The organism is Janthinobacterium sp. GW822-FHT07H10 (genome assembly GCF_058798675.1).
The window spans coordinates 445,293-460,040 of record NZ_JBXAKS010000002.1 but is presented as its reverse complement, the minus strand read 5'-3'; the positions used below and the strand labels follow the sequence as shown (position 1 = coordinate 460,040).

11 protein-coding genes are annotated in these 14,748 nt (G+C 66.8%); 3 read left to right on the top strand and 8 right to left on the bottom strand.

Translation table 11 applies throughout. The features are described from left to right. Positions 1–36: 36 nt before the first annotated feature. A complete protein-coding gene (locus AC1RDJ_RS06190; RefSeq protein WP_071323413.1) occupies positions 37–1,386 on the bottom strand; it encodes a sensor histidine kinase in 1,350 nt (449 codons plus the stop codon). Then, positions 1,379–2,065, bottom strand: a complete 687-nt coding sequence (locus AC1RDJ_RS06185) for a winged helix-turn-helix domain-containing protein (protein WP_071323412.1) — start codon at positions 2,063–2,065, stop codon at positions 1,379–1,381. Before AC1RDJ_RS06185 ends, AC1RDJ_RS06190 begins: the two co-directional genes overlap by 8 nt. Positions 2,066–2,420: 355 nt before the next feature. Here AC1RDJ_RS06185 and AC1RDJ_RS06180 point away from each other — a divergent pair, with 355 nt between their 5' ends. Next, positions 2,421–3,197 carry a DUF481 domain-containing protein gene (locus AC1RDJ_RS06180; protein WP_071323411.1) on the top strand — a complete coding sequence of 259 codons (777 nt, stop codon included), beginning with the start codon at positions 2,421–2,423 and terminating at the stop codon, positions 3,195–3,197. A gap of 11 nt (positions 3,198–3,208) precedes the next feature. Beyond that, complete coding sequence (locus AC1RDJ_RS06175; protein ID WP_493026937.1) at positions 3,209–5,083, top strand: esterase/lipase family protein; 1,875 nt, start codon at positions 3,209–3,211, stop codon at positions 5,081–5,083. A gap of 6 nt (positions 5,084–5,089) precedes the next feature. Here AC1RDJ_RS06175 and AC1RDJ_RS06170 read toward each other — a convergent pair whose 3' ends face one another. From AC1RDJ_RS06170 to AC1RDJ_RS06160, 3 genes are all read right to left on the bottom strand, one after another. Further along, positions 5,090–5,905, bottom strand: coding sequence for an aminoglycoside phosphotransferase family protein (locus AC1RDJ_RS06170; RefSeq protein WP_493026935.1), 816 nt, complete (start codon positions 5,903–5,905; stop codon positions 5,090–5,092). A gap of 61 nt (positions 5,906–5,966) precedes the next feature. Further along, the gene (locus AC1RDJ_RS06165; RefSeq protein WP_493026934.1) at positions 5,967–6,962 is read right to left on the bottom strand and encodes a response regulator; all 996 of its coding nucleotides are present in this window, start codon (positions 6,960–6,962) and stop codon (positions 5,967–5,969) included. A 13-nt stretch (positions 6,963–6,975) separates the two neighbouring features. Further along, positions 6,976–10,686, bottom strand: a complete 3,711-nt coding sequence (locus AC1RDJ_RS06160) for a PAS domain S-box protein (RefSeq protein WP_493026933.1) — start codon at positions 10,684–10,686, stop codon at positions 6,976–6,978. A 27-nt stretch (positions 10,687–10,713) separates the two neighbouring features. On the opposite strand from AC1RDJ_RS06160, the gene AC1RDJ_RS06155 reads away from it, so the two are divergent. Continuing rightward, positions 10,714–10,947 (top strand): hypothetical protein, encoded by a 234-nt coding sequence (locus tag AC1RDJ_RS06155; RefSeq protein WP_156894784.1) that lies wholly within the window; start codon positions 10,714–10,716, stop codon positions 10,945–10,947. A 114-nt stretch (positions 10,948–11,061) separates the two neighbouring features. Here AC1RDJ_RS06155 and AC1RDJ_RS06150 read toward each other — a convergent pair whose 3' ends face one another. From AC1RDJ_RS06150 to AC1RDJ_RS06140, 3 genes are all read right to left on the bottom strand, one after another. After that, positions 11,062–11,718, bottom strand: a complete 657-nt coding sequence (locus AC1RDJ_RS06150) for a hypothetical protein (RefSeq protein ID WP_493026932.1) — start codon at positions 11,716–11,718, stop codon at positions 11,062–11,064. After that, on the bottom strand, positions 11,715–12,083 hold the full coding sequence (locus tag AC1RDJ_RS06145) for a hypothetical protein (protein ID WP_493026930.1): 369 nt from the start codon (positions 12,081–12,083) through the stop codon (positions 11,715–11,717). The genes AC1RDJ_RS06150 and AC1RDJ_RS06145 overlap by 4 nt, the downstream gene beginning before the upstream one ends. A 74-nt stretch (positions 12,084–12,157) precedes the next feature. Further along, on the bottom strand, positions 12,158–14,656 hold the full coding sequence (locus AC1RDJ_RS06140; RefSeq protein ID WP_493026928.1) for a TonB-dependent siderophore receptor: 2,499 nt from the start codon (positions 14,654–14,656) through the stop codon (positions 12,158–12,160). Between the last annotated feature and the right edge of the window lie 92 nt (positions 14,657–14,748).

The following is a 14,748-nucleotide window of genomic DNA, read 5'->3' as shown; positions in this document are numbered from 1 at the left end:
GGCTTATAAACCTGTGGCCGTGATCCAGCCCCGCGTTTAGACGAGGCGTAGCCTCAGCCGCAATCCCGGTGCCGCGTCCTCGATCTCCAGGCTGCCGCCATGCAGGACGGCGATGGCGGCCACGATGGACAGGCCCAGGCCATTGCCGGGCAAATGCCGGCTCTTGTCGAGGCGATAAAAGCGCTGCGTCAGCTTCGGCAGCTCTTCCGGCGGCACACCGGGGCCGTTGTCGCGCACGGCCAGCCAGCTGCCCTGCGCATCGCTGCCGGCCGACACTTCCACCGTGGCGCCCGGTCCCGCGTACTTGATGGCGTTATCGACCAGGCTGGCCAGTGCGCTGCCCAGCAGGTTGCGGTCGCCGCGCGCCGGCACGCCGTCGCCATACATCTGCACCAGCAGCACGCCCTGCTCGTCGGCCGTCGCTTCGTACATTTCCACGATGTCGGCGCCGATCTGCTGCAGGTCGATGTCATCGAAATTCTCGGGACGCATGCCCGATTCGGCCGCCGCGATCTGCAGCAGCTTGTCGAACACGCGCGTCAGGTCGTCGATATCGTCGATGGCCGCCTGCGCCGCGCCGGCATACGCGGCCACGCTCTGCTGCTGGCGCAGGGCGCCATCGAGCTTGTTGCGGATGCGTCCCAGTGGCGTGCGCAAGTCGTGCGCGATGGCGTTCGACACATGGCGCACGCCATCCATCAGGTGTTCGATGCGGTCGAGCATGCGGTTGATGTCGCGGCTCAGCAAGCCGAATTCATCTTCGCTGGAGACGGGAATGCGCCGGCTCAGGTCCCCTGCCTCGATCTCGGCCGCCGTGCGGCGTATCTGGCCGATGCGCGCCTCGAGCTGGCGCCGGAACAGCCAGGCGCCCGCCACGGCCAGCAGGACGGCGACGCCGCCGCCGAAGGCCAGCGAACGCAGTACCAGGGTGCGGATCGATTCGCCCTCCTCCATGTCGCGCCCGACGAACAGGCGCGCGCCGCCATCGAGGTCGCGGATCAGCAGGCGCGCCGGGACGCGCCGGCCTTCGCGCGTGACGTCGCGGTGCAGCAGCTGGCCCACGGGACTGGCGGTGTCGGGCCAGGCCGACAGGTTGCCTGCCACGCGATGGCCATCGGCGCCCACCAGCAGGAAGATTTCCGTGTCGCTGTCGGTGCGGTCGGTCAGCAGATGGGCGATTTCCGCCGCCGTGCGGCTGGCGTCCTCCGGCCGGTACAACGCGGCCAGGCGCTCGGACAGCAGCACCAGCTTGCGGTCCACGCTGCGATCAAGCACGCCGATGGTGCCGAAATAGAACAGGCCGCAGACGACGGCGATCGACAGCGCCACCAGCACGCCATAGCCGAGCGCCAGGCGCGCCGCGATCGAACGGTGCAGGCTACGCACTATCGAGCACGCCCAGGGTATAGCCGACGCCGCGCACCGTGTGGATCAGCGGCGGCGTGAATTCCTTGTCGACCTTGGTGCGCAACCGGCTCACCTGCACGTCGATGACATTCGTCTGCGGGTCGAAGTGGTAGTCCCACACGGCTTCGAGCAGCATGGCGCGGGTGACGGACTGGCCTTGATGGCGCATCAGGTATTCCAGCAGGCGAAATTCGCGCGGCTGCAGGGCGATCTGGCGGTTGGCGCGCGTCACGCGCATGGTGCGCATGTCGAGCACCAGGTCGGCCACCTGCAGCTGCGTCGACTCGGGCACGGGCGCGGCGCGGCGCAGCAGCGCCTCGATGCGCGCCAGCAGTTCGGCAATGGCGAACGGTTTCGACAGGTAGTCGTCACCGCCGCTGCGCAGGCCGCGCACGCGCTCGTCGACGCTGGACAGGGCCGACAGCACCAGCACGGGCGTGTTGCGGCCCATGCCGCGCAGGCGCGCGACAATGGCCAGGCCATCGATTTCGCCGGGCAGCAGGCGGTCCAGCACCAGCGCATCCCAGTCCTCGCCGCAGGCCAGGCGCATGCCGTCGATGCCGTTGTCGCAGGCCGTGATGTCGTGGCCCGCCTCGCGCAGGCCGGCACAAATGTAGCGGGAAGTTTCAGCTTCGTCTTCGATGACCAGGCAGCGCACAGTGGTTCCTTGTAAAAATCGGGGCGGCAGATACGCGCAGCATACGCCAGGCGCGCGCCACTTGCCAGCCCCGCGCGCAGGCACCCTGCGTGGCCGGCGGCGGCGCGCACCAGGCGCATATCAGCCTGGCAAGGCGCCCCGCCATCGCCGTTCCAGTGCGGCGCTGCGCGCGTGCGGCGGCCGATGGCAGGGTCGGGTACAATACAGCCTCGACAATGTATGGCCGCGCCCGCGCGCGCATGTGCGCATGTTTTACCGGCGGCGCCAGGTTTGCCGCGGCCTGCATCGACACCATCGCCACTAACGAACAAAAGGCTCGCCGCCACGCTGGCGCGCGCCACAGACAAATACAGCCATGAAATCGACCCCCTCTCTCGCACTGGCGCTGGCCATGGCCATCACCTGCGGCGCCGCTGCCGCCAAGGACACCAAGCAAAGCATGCTGTTTGACGAAATCGCCATCGGCAGCTGGAGCACCTCGGCCGAGCTGGGCGCCATCACCACCTCGGGCAACACGGTCGGCACCTCCGTCACGGGCAAGATCGACGCGCGCCAGGAGCTCGACGACTGGAGCAACCAGTACATCTTCAGCGGCTACTTCAAGGAAGACGAAACCACCGACGACGACGGCAAGAAGGTGCGCGAACGCTCGGCCGAGCGCTTTTCCGCCTCCGCCAAGGCCGCCTACAAGCTGATGGCCGACCACGAAAAACTGTTCGTGCTGGCCTCGCACGTCAACGACAAGTTTGGCGCTTACACCAAATACTCGACCCTGGCCGTCGGTCATGGCTCGCGCTGGTACCAGTCGAACGACAAGAGCGTCGACGTGGAAATCGGTCCTGGCTATTTCAGCGGCACCAATGACGCGGGCGAATCGGAACACGGCCTGACGGTGCGCGGCGCGGCCGCCATGAAGTGGAAAATCAGCCAGTCGGCGATGTTTACGCAAACGATCAGCGTCGAACGGGGCACCTCGAACACCCACTCGATCGCCGAGACGGCCCTCAGCACCAAGATCAACGGCACCATGCAGATGAAGGCGGCCTTCAGCGCCCGCAACGACACGCGCGTGCCCGACGACAAGAAGAACACGGATACGCAGACCTCGCTGACGCTGGTCTACTCGTTCTAGGACGCGCGCCCATGCTGATGCGGCGTCTGCGCGTATGCGCCCTGCTGTGCGCCGCGGCGCTCCTGAGCGGCTGCGCCGCCGTCACCGTCAGCGCCATTTCGCCGGCCGACTACCTGCAACAGCGGCGCGGCGACATCCTCACCACGGGCAAACTCAGTGCCTCGGCCAGCGAGGTGCTGCGCATCATCGGCAGCGACATCGCCGCCTGCGAAGCCAATACGGGCAGCTGCCGCGCCGACCTGGCCCGTTCCGAGCTGCTCAGCGACGAGCAGCGCCTGGCGACCTTGTCCGAACTGTGGCTGGAAAGCGCGCTGGCGGAAGAAAAACAGCTCGGCCGCCCGAGCGCCGAACTGCTGGCCGCCTGGCTGGAATCGGCCCGCTACGCCTACGCCTACCTGTTCTACACGACGCGCACGCCGGGCCAGCGCGCCTTCGAGGAGCGCCAGACGCAGATCCGCGACTACTATAACTACGCCGTGCAAAAAGCAGTCGGCAACCTGTTCCGCCACCGCGGCGAATACCGGCCGGACGGCCACGTGATCCGCGCCGCCGGCTGGGAAATCGACAGCGAACTGTCGGCGCTGCGCCTGCCCGAAGACGGCACCCTGCCCGACGAACTGCTGCCGGCCACCTCGCTGTCGTTTTCCGGCCTGCGCAATGTCTACCGGCGCGACGGCTTCGGTGCCGACCTGGTGGCCGTCATGCCCAAGCCACAGGCACCGAAAGGCGAGTATGTGCCATACCAGGAAACGCGTTTTCCCGTCGTCACGGCGCTGATCCGCTTCGACGGCAACAGCCTGCAGGAGGTGCTGGCCACGCAGCAGCTGATGGTGATGCTGGTCGACCCGACGCGCAGCGAAGCGACGCGCATGGCGGGCCAGGAACTGCCTGTCGCAGCCAACTTCACGGCCGGCTATGGCTTGTGGTTGGCCCGTTCCAGCTTCGGCGTGCAGGCGCTGCGCACGCTGTTCGGCCGCGCCGACGGCATTTCGCGCCCGCAGGTGCACCTGATGCAGCCGTACGACCCGAGTAAGCGCACCATCGTCATGCTGCATGGCCTGGCCAGCAGCCCTGAAGCGTGGATCAACGTGGCAAATGAACTGATGGGCGACGAGCAGCTGCGCCGCCGCTACCAGATCTGGCAGGTGTATTACCCCAGCAACGCGCCGCTGGCCGCCAACAACGTCGCCATCCGCAAGGCGCTGGAAGCCACCCTGGCGCATTTCGACCCGTCGGCCAAGGCCGCCGCCGCGAACGACATGGTCTTGATCGGCCACAGCATGGGCGGCGTACTGGCGCGCCTGATGGTCTCGGACGCCAGCAACACCCTGCTCGACGCCATCACGGAAGAATACAATTTGAAGGGCAAGAAGGCCGAGAAAGTGCGCGCCGGGCTGCAGCCCTACCTCGATTTCACGGCCATGCCGCAGGTGAACCGCGCCATCTTCATCGCCGCGCCGCACCGCGGCACCTCGTTCGCCAACCACAAGGTGGCGCGCTGGATCGCCAACCTCGTGACGCTGCCCATCACCATGCTCGACCAGTTATCGGACGCCGCCGGCAGCCTGGCGCAGCTCGACACGGGCAGCAGCGAACCGCTGCGCATCCCCAACAGCATCGATAACCTCAGCGACAAGGACCCGTTCGTGCGCCTGGTGGCGGACCTGCCCATCAGCCCGAAAGTGCGCTACTACTCGATCATGGGCAACGACACGCCGGAGCTGCCCCTGCTTGAGTCGAGCGACGGCGTGGTGCCCTACGCCAGCGCCCACCTCGATGGCGCGCAGTCGGAAAAAGTCATCCCCTCGTGGCACAGCGTGCAGGAAAGTCCGCAGGCGATTCTGGAGATACGGCGCATCCTGCGCCAGCCCGACAGCCTGCCTTAGGCGACGTCACGCCCGCAAGGCGCCCAGCGCAATGGCGGCTACCGCCAGCGCCGTCTGCGGCGGCGTGCCATCCTCCAGGTGCCATGCCGCCGACAGGCCGGCCCACGCGGCGACCCACGCCAAGAGGCGCGCCGGATCAAGGCGTGCCTCACCGGCGATCACGCTCACCTGCCGCTGCAGCCGGCCAGGCGCAGTGGCCAGCGCGGCATCCGGGTTGCACAGGATATTGGCGAAATCGAAGCCCCGCTCCCCAACATAGCCTTTCGGATCGATGGCCAGCCAGCCGCGCGCGCCGCCATCGAGCACGTTGCCGTGATGCAGGTCGCCATGCAGCACGACGCTGTCCTGCGGCGCCGCCAGCAAATCCTGCGCCACCGCGTGGCAGGCGGAAAACACGCCGCCGTGCACGGCGGCGGTAGCCAGCGCGGCAAAGCAGCCGGACAAGGCAGGCAGCGCCGGCGCCATGGGCCGCGGCGCATGCAGGCGTGCCGCCACGGCGCACAGGATGCCGGTGGCGGCCGCGTCGCCCGCCTCCCCCGCGTGCGCCAGCGCGTCCAGCGCACGGGAACCCGGCGCCCGCTCGAGCAGCAGGACGTCATCGTCCAAGGCCGCGGCCAGCACGCGCACGGCACCCTCGCCATCCCACCAGCGCAGCACGGCGCCGGCGCGCCCCTCGTCGCCACCCGCCGACAGTTTCAGCATGGCCGGCTGGCCGCCACGCAGCACGGGCAGCAGGCATGCGCCGTGCGTGTGCACGGGTACACCATCGGCCTGCAATGACCATTGACGAAGATAGTCGGCGATGCGGTTCCGGTAATCCATGGGCAATCCTGCGCTCAAAATCAAGCCATCACTATACGGGACAGCACGGTGCGCAGCCCGTTCACGCCGGCTCGCGCCACTGGTCCTTGATCTCCAGCATGGCCGGCAAGTGTTCGATGAACAACGCCAGCAGGTCCGGGTCGAAGTGCGTGCCGCTGTCGCGCTGCATGGTGGCGATGGCTTCGTCGATCGTCCAGGCGGGCTTGTAGGGGCGTTCGCTGGTGAGGGCGTCGAAGACGTCGGCGATGGCGACGATGCGCCCTTCGTGGGGAATTTCCTCGCCTTTCAAGCCTTGCGGATAGCCGCTGCCATCCCATTTTTCATGGTGCGTCAGGGCGATGGTGCGCGCCATTTTCAACAGGCCGCCCGCGTGCTCGCCGATGATGGCCGCACCGATCTCGGCGTGGCTGCGCATGACTTTCCATTCGTCCGCATCGAGCTTGCCCGGCTTTTGCAGGATGGCGTCGGGGATGCCGATCTTGCCGACGTCGTGCATGGGCGCCGCATTCAGCAGATCCTCGGCCCTGGCCGCGCTGTAGCCGGCCGCCAGCGCCAGCTGGCGCGCGTAATAGCTCATGCGGATGACGTGCATGCCCGTTTCGTTATCCTTGTACTCGGCCGCCTGGCCCAGGGTCTGGATCACCTGCAGGCGCGAGCGGCGCAATTCCTCGGCGTCCACCAGCGACAAATGCGTGCGCACGCGGGCCCGCACGATGGGCGGGCTGACCGGTTTCGTGATGTAGTCGACGGCGCCGGCGTCGAAGCCGTCCGCCTCGTCCTTCACGTCGCACAAGGCGGTGACGAAGATGACGGGGATGGCTGCGGTGGCCGGCATGGCCTTCAGCTGCCGGCACACTTCATAACCCGTCATGGCCGGCATCATGATGTCGAGCAGGATCAGTTCGACGGGGTTGTTCTGCGCCAGTTCCAGCGCCTTCTCGCCATCCTTGGCATACAGCAGGCGGTAGTCGTCCTGCAGGATCTGGCGCAGCACCTGCAGGTTCGTCGCTTCATCGTCAACCAGCAACAGGGTTGGTTTGTCTTCGTGTAAGGTCATCTCAAGCCCAATATCAGGAATGGTCGGCCGGCGCAGGAGCATCCAGCCAGTCCAGCAGCTGGCGCAGCACGCCCGCGGCGCGCGCGAATTCGAAGTCGTCGATGGCGCCGGCCAGCGCCTGCAGGCGCAGCTGCTGGCCATGCGGCGCCAGCATGGCGGCGATCTGCGCCATCAGGGCGTCGTCGAGCTGCCCGCCCTCCAGGCTGGCGATGGCTTGCCGCAGCAAGGCACCGGCGGCGACGCCGTCGAGCGGCGCCGCATCCGCGGGCGCTTCCATGACCGCGGCCGGCAGCGTTTCAGTCCCCTCTTCCAGCTCGGCGCCCAGCGCCGCAAAGGCGGCCGCCAGCTGTGCCAACAATTCGGTAACGGGCTGCTGGCGCGCGATCGCTTGCTCGATCCGGCCCAGCAGGCGCTCGACCTGCACCAGGCACAGGTTGCCCGCCGCGCCCTTGACCCGGTGCAGCAGGTGGCCGGCCACGCTGATGCCGCCCCGTTCCAGTTCCGTGGCCAGCAAGGCCGCGCAACCGCCATTGGCCTGCACGAAGCGCGCGATGGCACGCTGCAGGGTGTCGCGGCCGCCCCACAGGGCGACGCCGCGCTGCCAGTCCACCTGGCCGGCCGTGGCGCCCGGCGGGGCCGCCGCTTGCGCCGCCTGGACGACGGAGATGTCGAGCAGGCGCGCGATTTCCGCCGTCAGCTTGTGCATTTCCAGCGGCTTCGAAGCGAAGCCGTTCATGCCTGCCGTCTGCGCCGCGCGCCGGTCCTGTTCCAGCACGCTGGCCGTCAGGGCGATGATGGGCGTCGCCTTCAGGCCCTGTTCGCGCTCGTGCACGCGGATCAGGCGCGCCGCCTCCAGGCCATCCATGCGCGGCATCTGCACGTCCATCAGCACGATGTCGAAGCTGCCCTTGCTGAATTCGCGCACGGCGCTCTCGCCATCGCTGGCCGCGATCACCTGGTGACCGGCCGCGCCCAGGCTGATCAGCAGCAGCTCCACGTTCTGCGGCACGTCGTCGGCCGCCAGGATGCGCAGCGGCGGCAAGGCTACCACGGGCTGCTCGCTGCGGCGCAGGACGGCCTTGCCCGGCGCCAGCGGCAGCAGCACGTGGAACACGCTGCCCACGCCCAGCGTGCTTTCCACCGTGATGGTGCCGCCCATCAGCTCGACCAGCTGGCGCGAAATCGTCGTGCCCAGGCCCGTGCCGCCGAAGCGCCGGCTCATCGAGGAATCGGCTTGCGTAAACGGCGCGAAGATTTTCTCCAGGCGGTCGGCCGGTATGCCGATGCCCGTGTCGTGCACGGCGATATGCACCCTGTCGCCCTGCATGTCGACGGCCACGCGCACATGGCCCACTTCCGTGAACTTGACGGCATTGCCGATCAGATTCGTCAGCACCTGCTGCACGCGGCGCGCATCGCCCAGGAAGAACTGGCCCATGCCCGGGTCGACATCCACATGCAGCACCAGGTCGCGCGCATGCGCGGTGATGCGCAGCGAGGCGGCCACGTGGTCGACCAGGTCCGGCAGCGAAAAGTCCACCAGTTCCAGCTCGGTGGCGCCCTTTTCCAGCTTCGCCGTATCGAGGATGTCGTTGAGCAGTTCGAGCAAGGAGCGCGCCGACTGGCGCACCGTGCCCAGGTGGCGGCGCTGCAGGCTGTCCAGGGCCGTCCCCAGCAGCACTTCCGTAAAGCCGATGATGGCGTTCATCGGCGTGCGGATTTCATGGCTCATGTTGGCCAGGAAGCTGGTCTTCGATTCGGCGGCCAGCTCGGCGCGGTCTTTCGCCGCGCGCAGGTTCTCCTGCATGGCGCGGCGCTCGCTGATATCGGTGGCCAGCTTGACCACCTTGAACGGCTTGCCGTCCGTGTTGAAGATCGGATTGTACGACGCCTGTATCCACACTTCCCGGCCGACCTTGCCGATGCGCTTGTACTCGCCCGTATTGAATTCGCCCTGCGCCAGCTGCTGCCAGAAAGCCGCATACGCGGGCGACGTCACATAGGCCGGCTCGCAGAAAATGCTGTGATGCAGGCCGCGCACGTCGTCGAGCTGGTAGCCGACTAGGTCGAGGAAGTTCTGGTTCGCTTCCAGGATGCGTCCCTGCAGGTCGAACTCCGCGACGGCCGTCGCGCGCGAGATGGCCGTCACCTTGCCCTCGTATTCGGCGTTGCGCAATTCGCTCTCCGTGATGTCGAGGATGACGCCGTCGATCCAGCGCACCACGCCGTCGTTGTCCAGCACGGGGCCGCTGCTTTCGCGCACCCAGCGTTCGCGCCCGTCGCGGTGGATCATGCGGTAGACGTTTTCGAAGTCGCGCTTTTCGCCGGCCGCCTGCACGCAGGTGTCATTGACGCGCTGGCGGTCGTCGGGGTGCACCAGGTCGAACAGCCGGACGCGCCCTTCGATGAAGTCCTGCGGCATCCAGCCCGTCAGGTTGAAAACGGCATCGCTGATGAAAATCATCTTCCACTCGGGCGCGAAGCTGCAGTGGAAGGAAACGCCTGGGATATTGCGGATCAGGGTGCGGTACTGGCGCTCGCTGTCCTTCAGCGCCTGCTCCATGTTGCGCGAGGAGCGCATGTCCGTCACAAAGGCCACGAACAGGGGCTGGCCCGGCGTGTCGATCTTGCCGATCGCCACGCGCATCGGCAGCACGGCGCCGTCGCGGTGGCGGCCTTCCAGTTCGCGTCCGCTGTCGAGGATGCGCGAGGCGCCCGTTTCCAGGTAGTCGCGCAGGTAGCCCTGGTACTGCGACGCGTCGGCCGCCTGCAGCAGCAGGCTCGCGTCGCGCCCCACGATGTCGGCTTCGCGCCAGCCAAACAGGGCTTCGGCGGCCGGATTGAACGAGCGCACCTTGCCCTGGCCGTCGATGGTGATCAGGCCGTCGGCGGCCGTGTCGACGATGGCGCGCAGCCGCGACTCGCTGGCGCTGGCGTGGCGCAGCAGCTGGCGGTAGCGCAGCAAGCCGTTCGCGGCGGCCACGAAGACGGTCAGGGTGACGGTGATCAGGGCCACGGCCAGCGCCACGAACGACGCCTGCACGGTAATCGTGTTGTCGCCCACCGTGGGCGTGCCGGAAAAGCGCGCCGCCAGCATGCCCGTGTAATGCATGCCGGAGATGGCCAGGCCCATCACCACGCTGCTGACCAGCAAGGATGCCAGCGGATTGAGGCGCTGGCGCAGCGCGTTCAGGCCGAAGCGTATCCACAAGGCCAGCATGGCCATGACGACGGCCACCAGCAGCGACAGCGCGACCAGCCACGGTTCATAGTGCAGGGTCAGCGAAGTCTGCATGGCGGCCATGCCGCTGTAATGCATGGAGCCGATGCCCACGCCCACCAGCACGCCGCCCACCACCAGCTGGCGCCAGCTGATGCGTGGCCGCGCCAGCAAGTGCAGCGCCACCCACGAGGCCGCCATGCCGGGCAGCATGGACAGCAGGGTCAGGCTGGGATCGAAGGAAACGCGCGTGCAGATGTCGAAGGCCAGCATGCCGATGAAGTGCATGGACCAGATGCCGCCGCCGAGCGCGATGGCGCCCGTGACGATGGCGGTCTGGCGCTGGAAGCCGCGCTCGCTGCTGCGCGCCATGCCGGCGATCTGCAGGGCCATGAACGAGGCAAAGATGGCGATCGCGATGGAAAACAGCACCAGCCAGTAATTGTGCGTGCCATAGATATACGGCAGCGTATCGGACGATACGGCGAACATGGAGCTAAACATACGGTCGTGGCATAAGGTGAGTGAAACGTGACGTCGCAAAACATGACGGCGCACCGCGTGCCGGCGCCGCACTTTGAACAAAGCGGCAACACAGCGAAAATGACAACGGTACGAGTCGACCAGGGCAAGGCTCGGTCATCACGCCCGCGCCTGCCGCGCGGGGAAAAGATGCTTTTTCAGATAGAAAAAGCGGAAAGCGTACGAACTCTGGCGCGGATAGCTGGCCACCAGCGTGACGATGATTTTTTTAAAGAGCCATGAGTATAGTTGCTTTACAAAAATATTCATAGGACTTCAGCAATACAGTTATCAAAAATGACAGTGATTGCGGCGCCGATGCGACAACGACGTGTTTATGCCCATCGTATGTCCGCGCTATGCCTGCGGCCAGCGCGCGCGGAGGGCCGCCGATTGCTGGCTGGGCGGGCCAGCCGTCTCACTGACAGGGATACCGGCCAGTCTACAGCGGCGGCTCAGCTCCTCCTTGATCTGGCACAGCGACCAGCGCTGCGGCACGGGCAAGTCCAGGCCCACCACGCGCACCAGCGGGCACTCCGCGAGACCGGTGTGCAGCAGCAGCTCCACGCGCGACAGCGGCGGCGCTGCCCGGTAGACCTGCAGCGCGCCTGCATGGGTGACCACTTCCAGCCGCTGCAGCTGCGCCAGCTCCAGCAGCACGCTTTTATCCCAGCCGGGCAGGCGCCGCGCATGGCGCCGCAGCAGCAGGCCCGCGTCGCCCAGCTCCACATGAAAGAGCAGAGCGCGTCCGGGAAACAGCACCAGGCCCGCGATCCAGGCGGCCAGCGCCAGCGGAGCGAACAACACTGCCTCGCCCGCATATGGCACGTTGCGCCACACGGCTTGCCCGACAAACGCGAGGATCAGGGCACAGCCGCCCAGCAGCACGCTGCGCGACAGCACGGGACGCATATCCGCCACCAGCGCCGCCTGGGCCGCCGCATCCTCGGCCGGCGCAAAGCATATCCATTCCGCGCGCGCCGGCTTCAGCCCGGGTCCCGCCTCCCCGCTCAAGCGGCCGGCGCCAGCATGCGGCGGAACCAGGCCAGCTGCTCGCGCGTCAGGTAATTGGCACCATCGCCATGCAGGATGACGACCTCGATCTCGGCCGGGATCGAGGCCAGCAATTGCGCGCCCGTCACGGGAATGTTGGGGAAGGCGATGCCGGCCAGGAAGGCCGGGGCTTCCGCCACCGTCACGCAGCGGCGCTCGGGATTCGGCGACGGCACGAGGAACAGGTCGATCTGCTCGCTTTGCCCGCCGATGACGACGTGCAGCTGGGCTGCCAGCAGTTCGGGCAGGATCAGCTCGATGTTATTTTCGGCGCGCGATTGCTGGAAAGCGCTTTTCAGGGGCGTCAGGACAGGGGTAGCGGTCATGGAAAAGTGGAAAGATGAGGACGGCGGCAGTGTAGCAGAGGCGCCGCGCGGGGCGCGCTCCGCTAGCACAGCCTTTACATCTTGTAGTTCAGCGAGACCAGCACGCTGCGCGGCGCGCCGTAGCGTTCCAGGCCGCCCGACCAGGAATAGCCAAGTCCCTGGTAGTAATGGCGGTCCAGCACATTGTCGACATTCACGCGCAGCTGCAGCTGCTCGCTGAGGCGGTAGCCGGCCGTCAGGCCGACGATGGCGTAGCCGCCCTGCCGCGTCAGGTAGCCGGGGTCGCGGCGGTAGATCTTGTCCTGGGCATACACGGAGGCGCCCAGATTCCATTTCGCCAGGCTGCCGCTCAGCTGCACGTTCGTGTACACCTTGAACAGCTGCTTCGGCTCATCGGTGGCGATGCGCTGGCCGATATTCGCCGCCACGCTATCCTTGGTATACTTGGCCAGCACATAGGTGTAGCCGCCCGCGACTTGCCAGCCCGGCAGCGGCGAGCCCGACAATTGCAGATCGATGCCTTCGCTCTTCACCTGCCCGGCCGCGCGGGCGCAGTAAATGGCGCCGCCCGTGGGGCAATTGAGCTCGTCGGCCATGGCGCGGTTATTCTGCTTGATGCGGAACAAGGCGCCGCTGGCGTTGAGCCTGCCGCCGAAATACTCGCCCTTGACGCCCACTTCCAGATTGGTGCCGCTCAGCGGCGGCAAGGTATTGCCGCGCACGTCCAGCGAGCTTTGCGGCTCGAAAATCTGCGTACCGCTCGCATACACGGAATGATGCTGATCCACATCGTAGACGAGGCCCGCGTACGGCGTGAACTTGGCGTTTTCCGTCAGGCTGCGGCGCCATGCCGGATTGCTCGCATACCAGCCCGTCACGTCCTGCGCATACCAGCCGAAGCGCCCGCCCAGCACCAGGTGCAGCGGCTCGGCCAGGCTGAAGTTGCCCGCCGCATAGATGCCCTTCTCGTCCGTCTTGCGGCCCCAGTTGTAGGGCTCGAACGCCGTGCCGCGCATGGGAAAGGCGTACGGATTCCAGTTGCGGATGTCGATCACGCGCGTCCCGGCGCCCTCCCAGCTCTGGCCCGCGTCCGAATTGTCGTGGCGGTAGCTGGCGCCCACGATGACGTCGTGCTGGCGGCCAAACCAGCTGACGGGACCGCTCAAGCGCCAGTCGGCCACCACTTGCCTCGTGCCGTACTTCCAGCCCGTTTCCGACTGGTTCAATAAATACGTTTCGCCGTCGATGCGGCTATTCGTCGTGTTGCGCGTGCTCGACGAGGCATCGATGTGCGTGATGGCGAAGCGGCTGCGCCAGCCCTGCTCCAGCCGCGTTTCCAGGTCGGCGAAGACGACGTTGTTGTCGCGTTTCTGGAACGAGTCCGCGTTGTTCAGGAACGTCGAGCGCGGCAAGGGCATGTGGCTGCCATCGGCAAACGTCGGCAAGCCGACGAACACGCCATCGGTGCGGCTGTGCTGGCGCGAAAAGCCGAAGCCGGCCGTGGTCGACGGCGTCAGGTCCGCCTCGACGATCGCATACACGGTGCTGTTGCGGTTGTTGACGACGTCGACGAAGCTGTCGCTGTCGCGCCAGCTGGCCGCCACCCTGCCGCGCACGCTGCCCGTGGCATTGAGCGCATTGCTGGCATCCACCGTCAATTGCCGGTCTTTCCAGCTGCCCAGGTGGGCCGAAGCATTCAGCAGGGGCGTGGCCGTGGGGCGCTTGCGCACCATGTTGATGCTGCCCGCTGGCGCGCCAGCCCCTTCCATCAGGCCCGTGGCGCCGCGCACCACTTCCACGCGGTCGTACATCAGCATGTCGGCCGACACGTTGCGTTCGTTGAAGCCGGTCACATCGAGCGGCAAGCCGTCGACATTGACATGGCTCAAGGCGAAGCCGCGCGCGAAATACGTGGTTTCCTGGTCGGAAACGCCCTGCGACTTGCCATAAATGCCAGGCGTGGCGCGGGCCACGTCCTGCAAGGTGGTCAAGTCAAAATCCTCCATTTGCTGGCTGGAAATGATACTGACCGTTTGCGGCGTGTGGCGCTGCGACAGGTTCAGCCCCGTGGCCGTCGACATATTGCGCGACGTATATAAGCCCGTGCCTTCCGTGGCGCGGTCGGCCTCGGCGCTGACGACGACGGCCGGCATGCTGTCGAGGCCGCCATCGGCCGTGCTGGCATTGATTTTGCGCAACAGGTAATTGCCATTGCCGCCGTCCGTCACTTCCAGGCCGCTGCCTTGCAGCAACTTGCTCAAACCAGCGGTGACGGCATGGCGGCCCTGCAAGCCCGGCGTCGCCAGGCCGTCGAGCGCCACGCCCTGCGTCGACAGGTTGATGCCGGCGGCAATGGCAAACGAGGACAGCGCGCCGCGCAAGCTGCCGGCGGGAATATGGTAGTCGCGCACGCCGGCAGCCTGGCCGGCGTCGGCCGCCAGCGCCATCTGCGGCAAGCTGGCGCCGGCGGCGCCCACGGCGAGGAGCAAGACCAGCGTGGCGCGCACGGCGCCCGTGGTGGGATGGAGCGCGGGCGGCGTCCATGGTGAGAATAAGCGGTGCTGCACAGCCATGTAAAACCCTTTCGATGGTTCGGATGATTCCTTCTCTACCTTGTATGACGAAGCAATCCGGAAAAAGGGACAGGCAAACGGTAAATAACTGC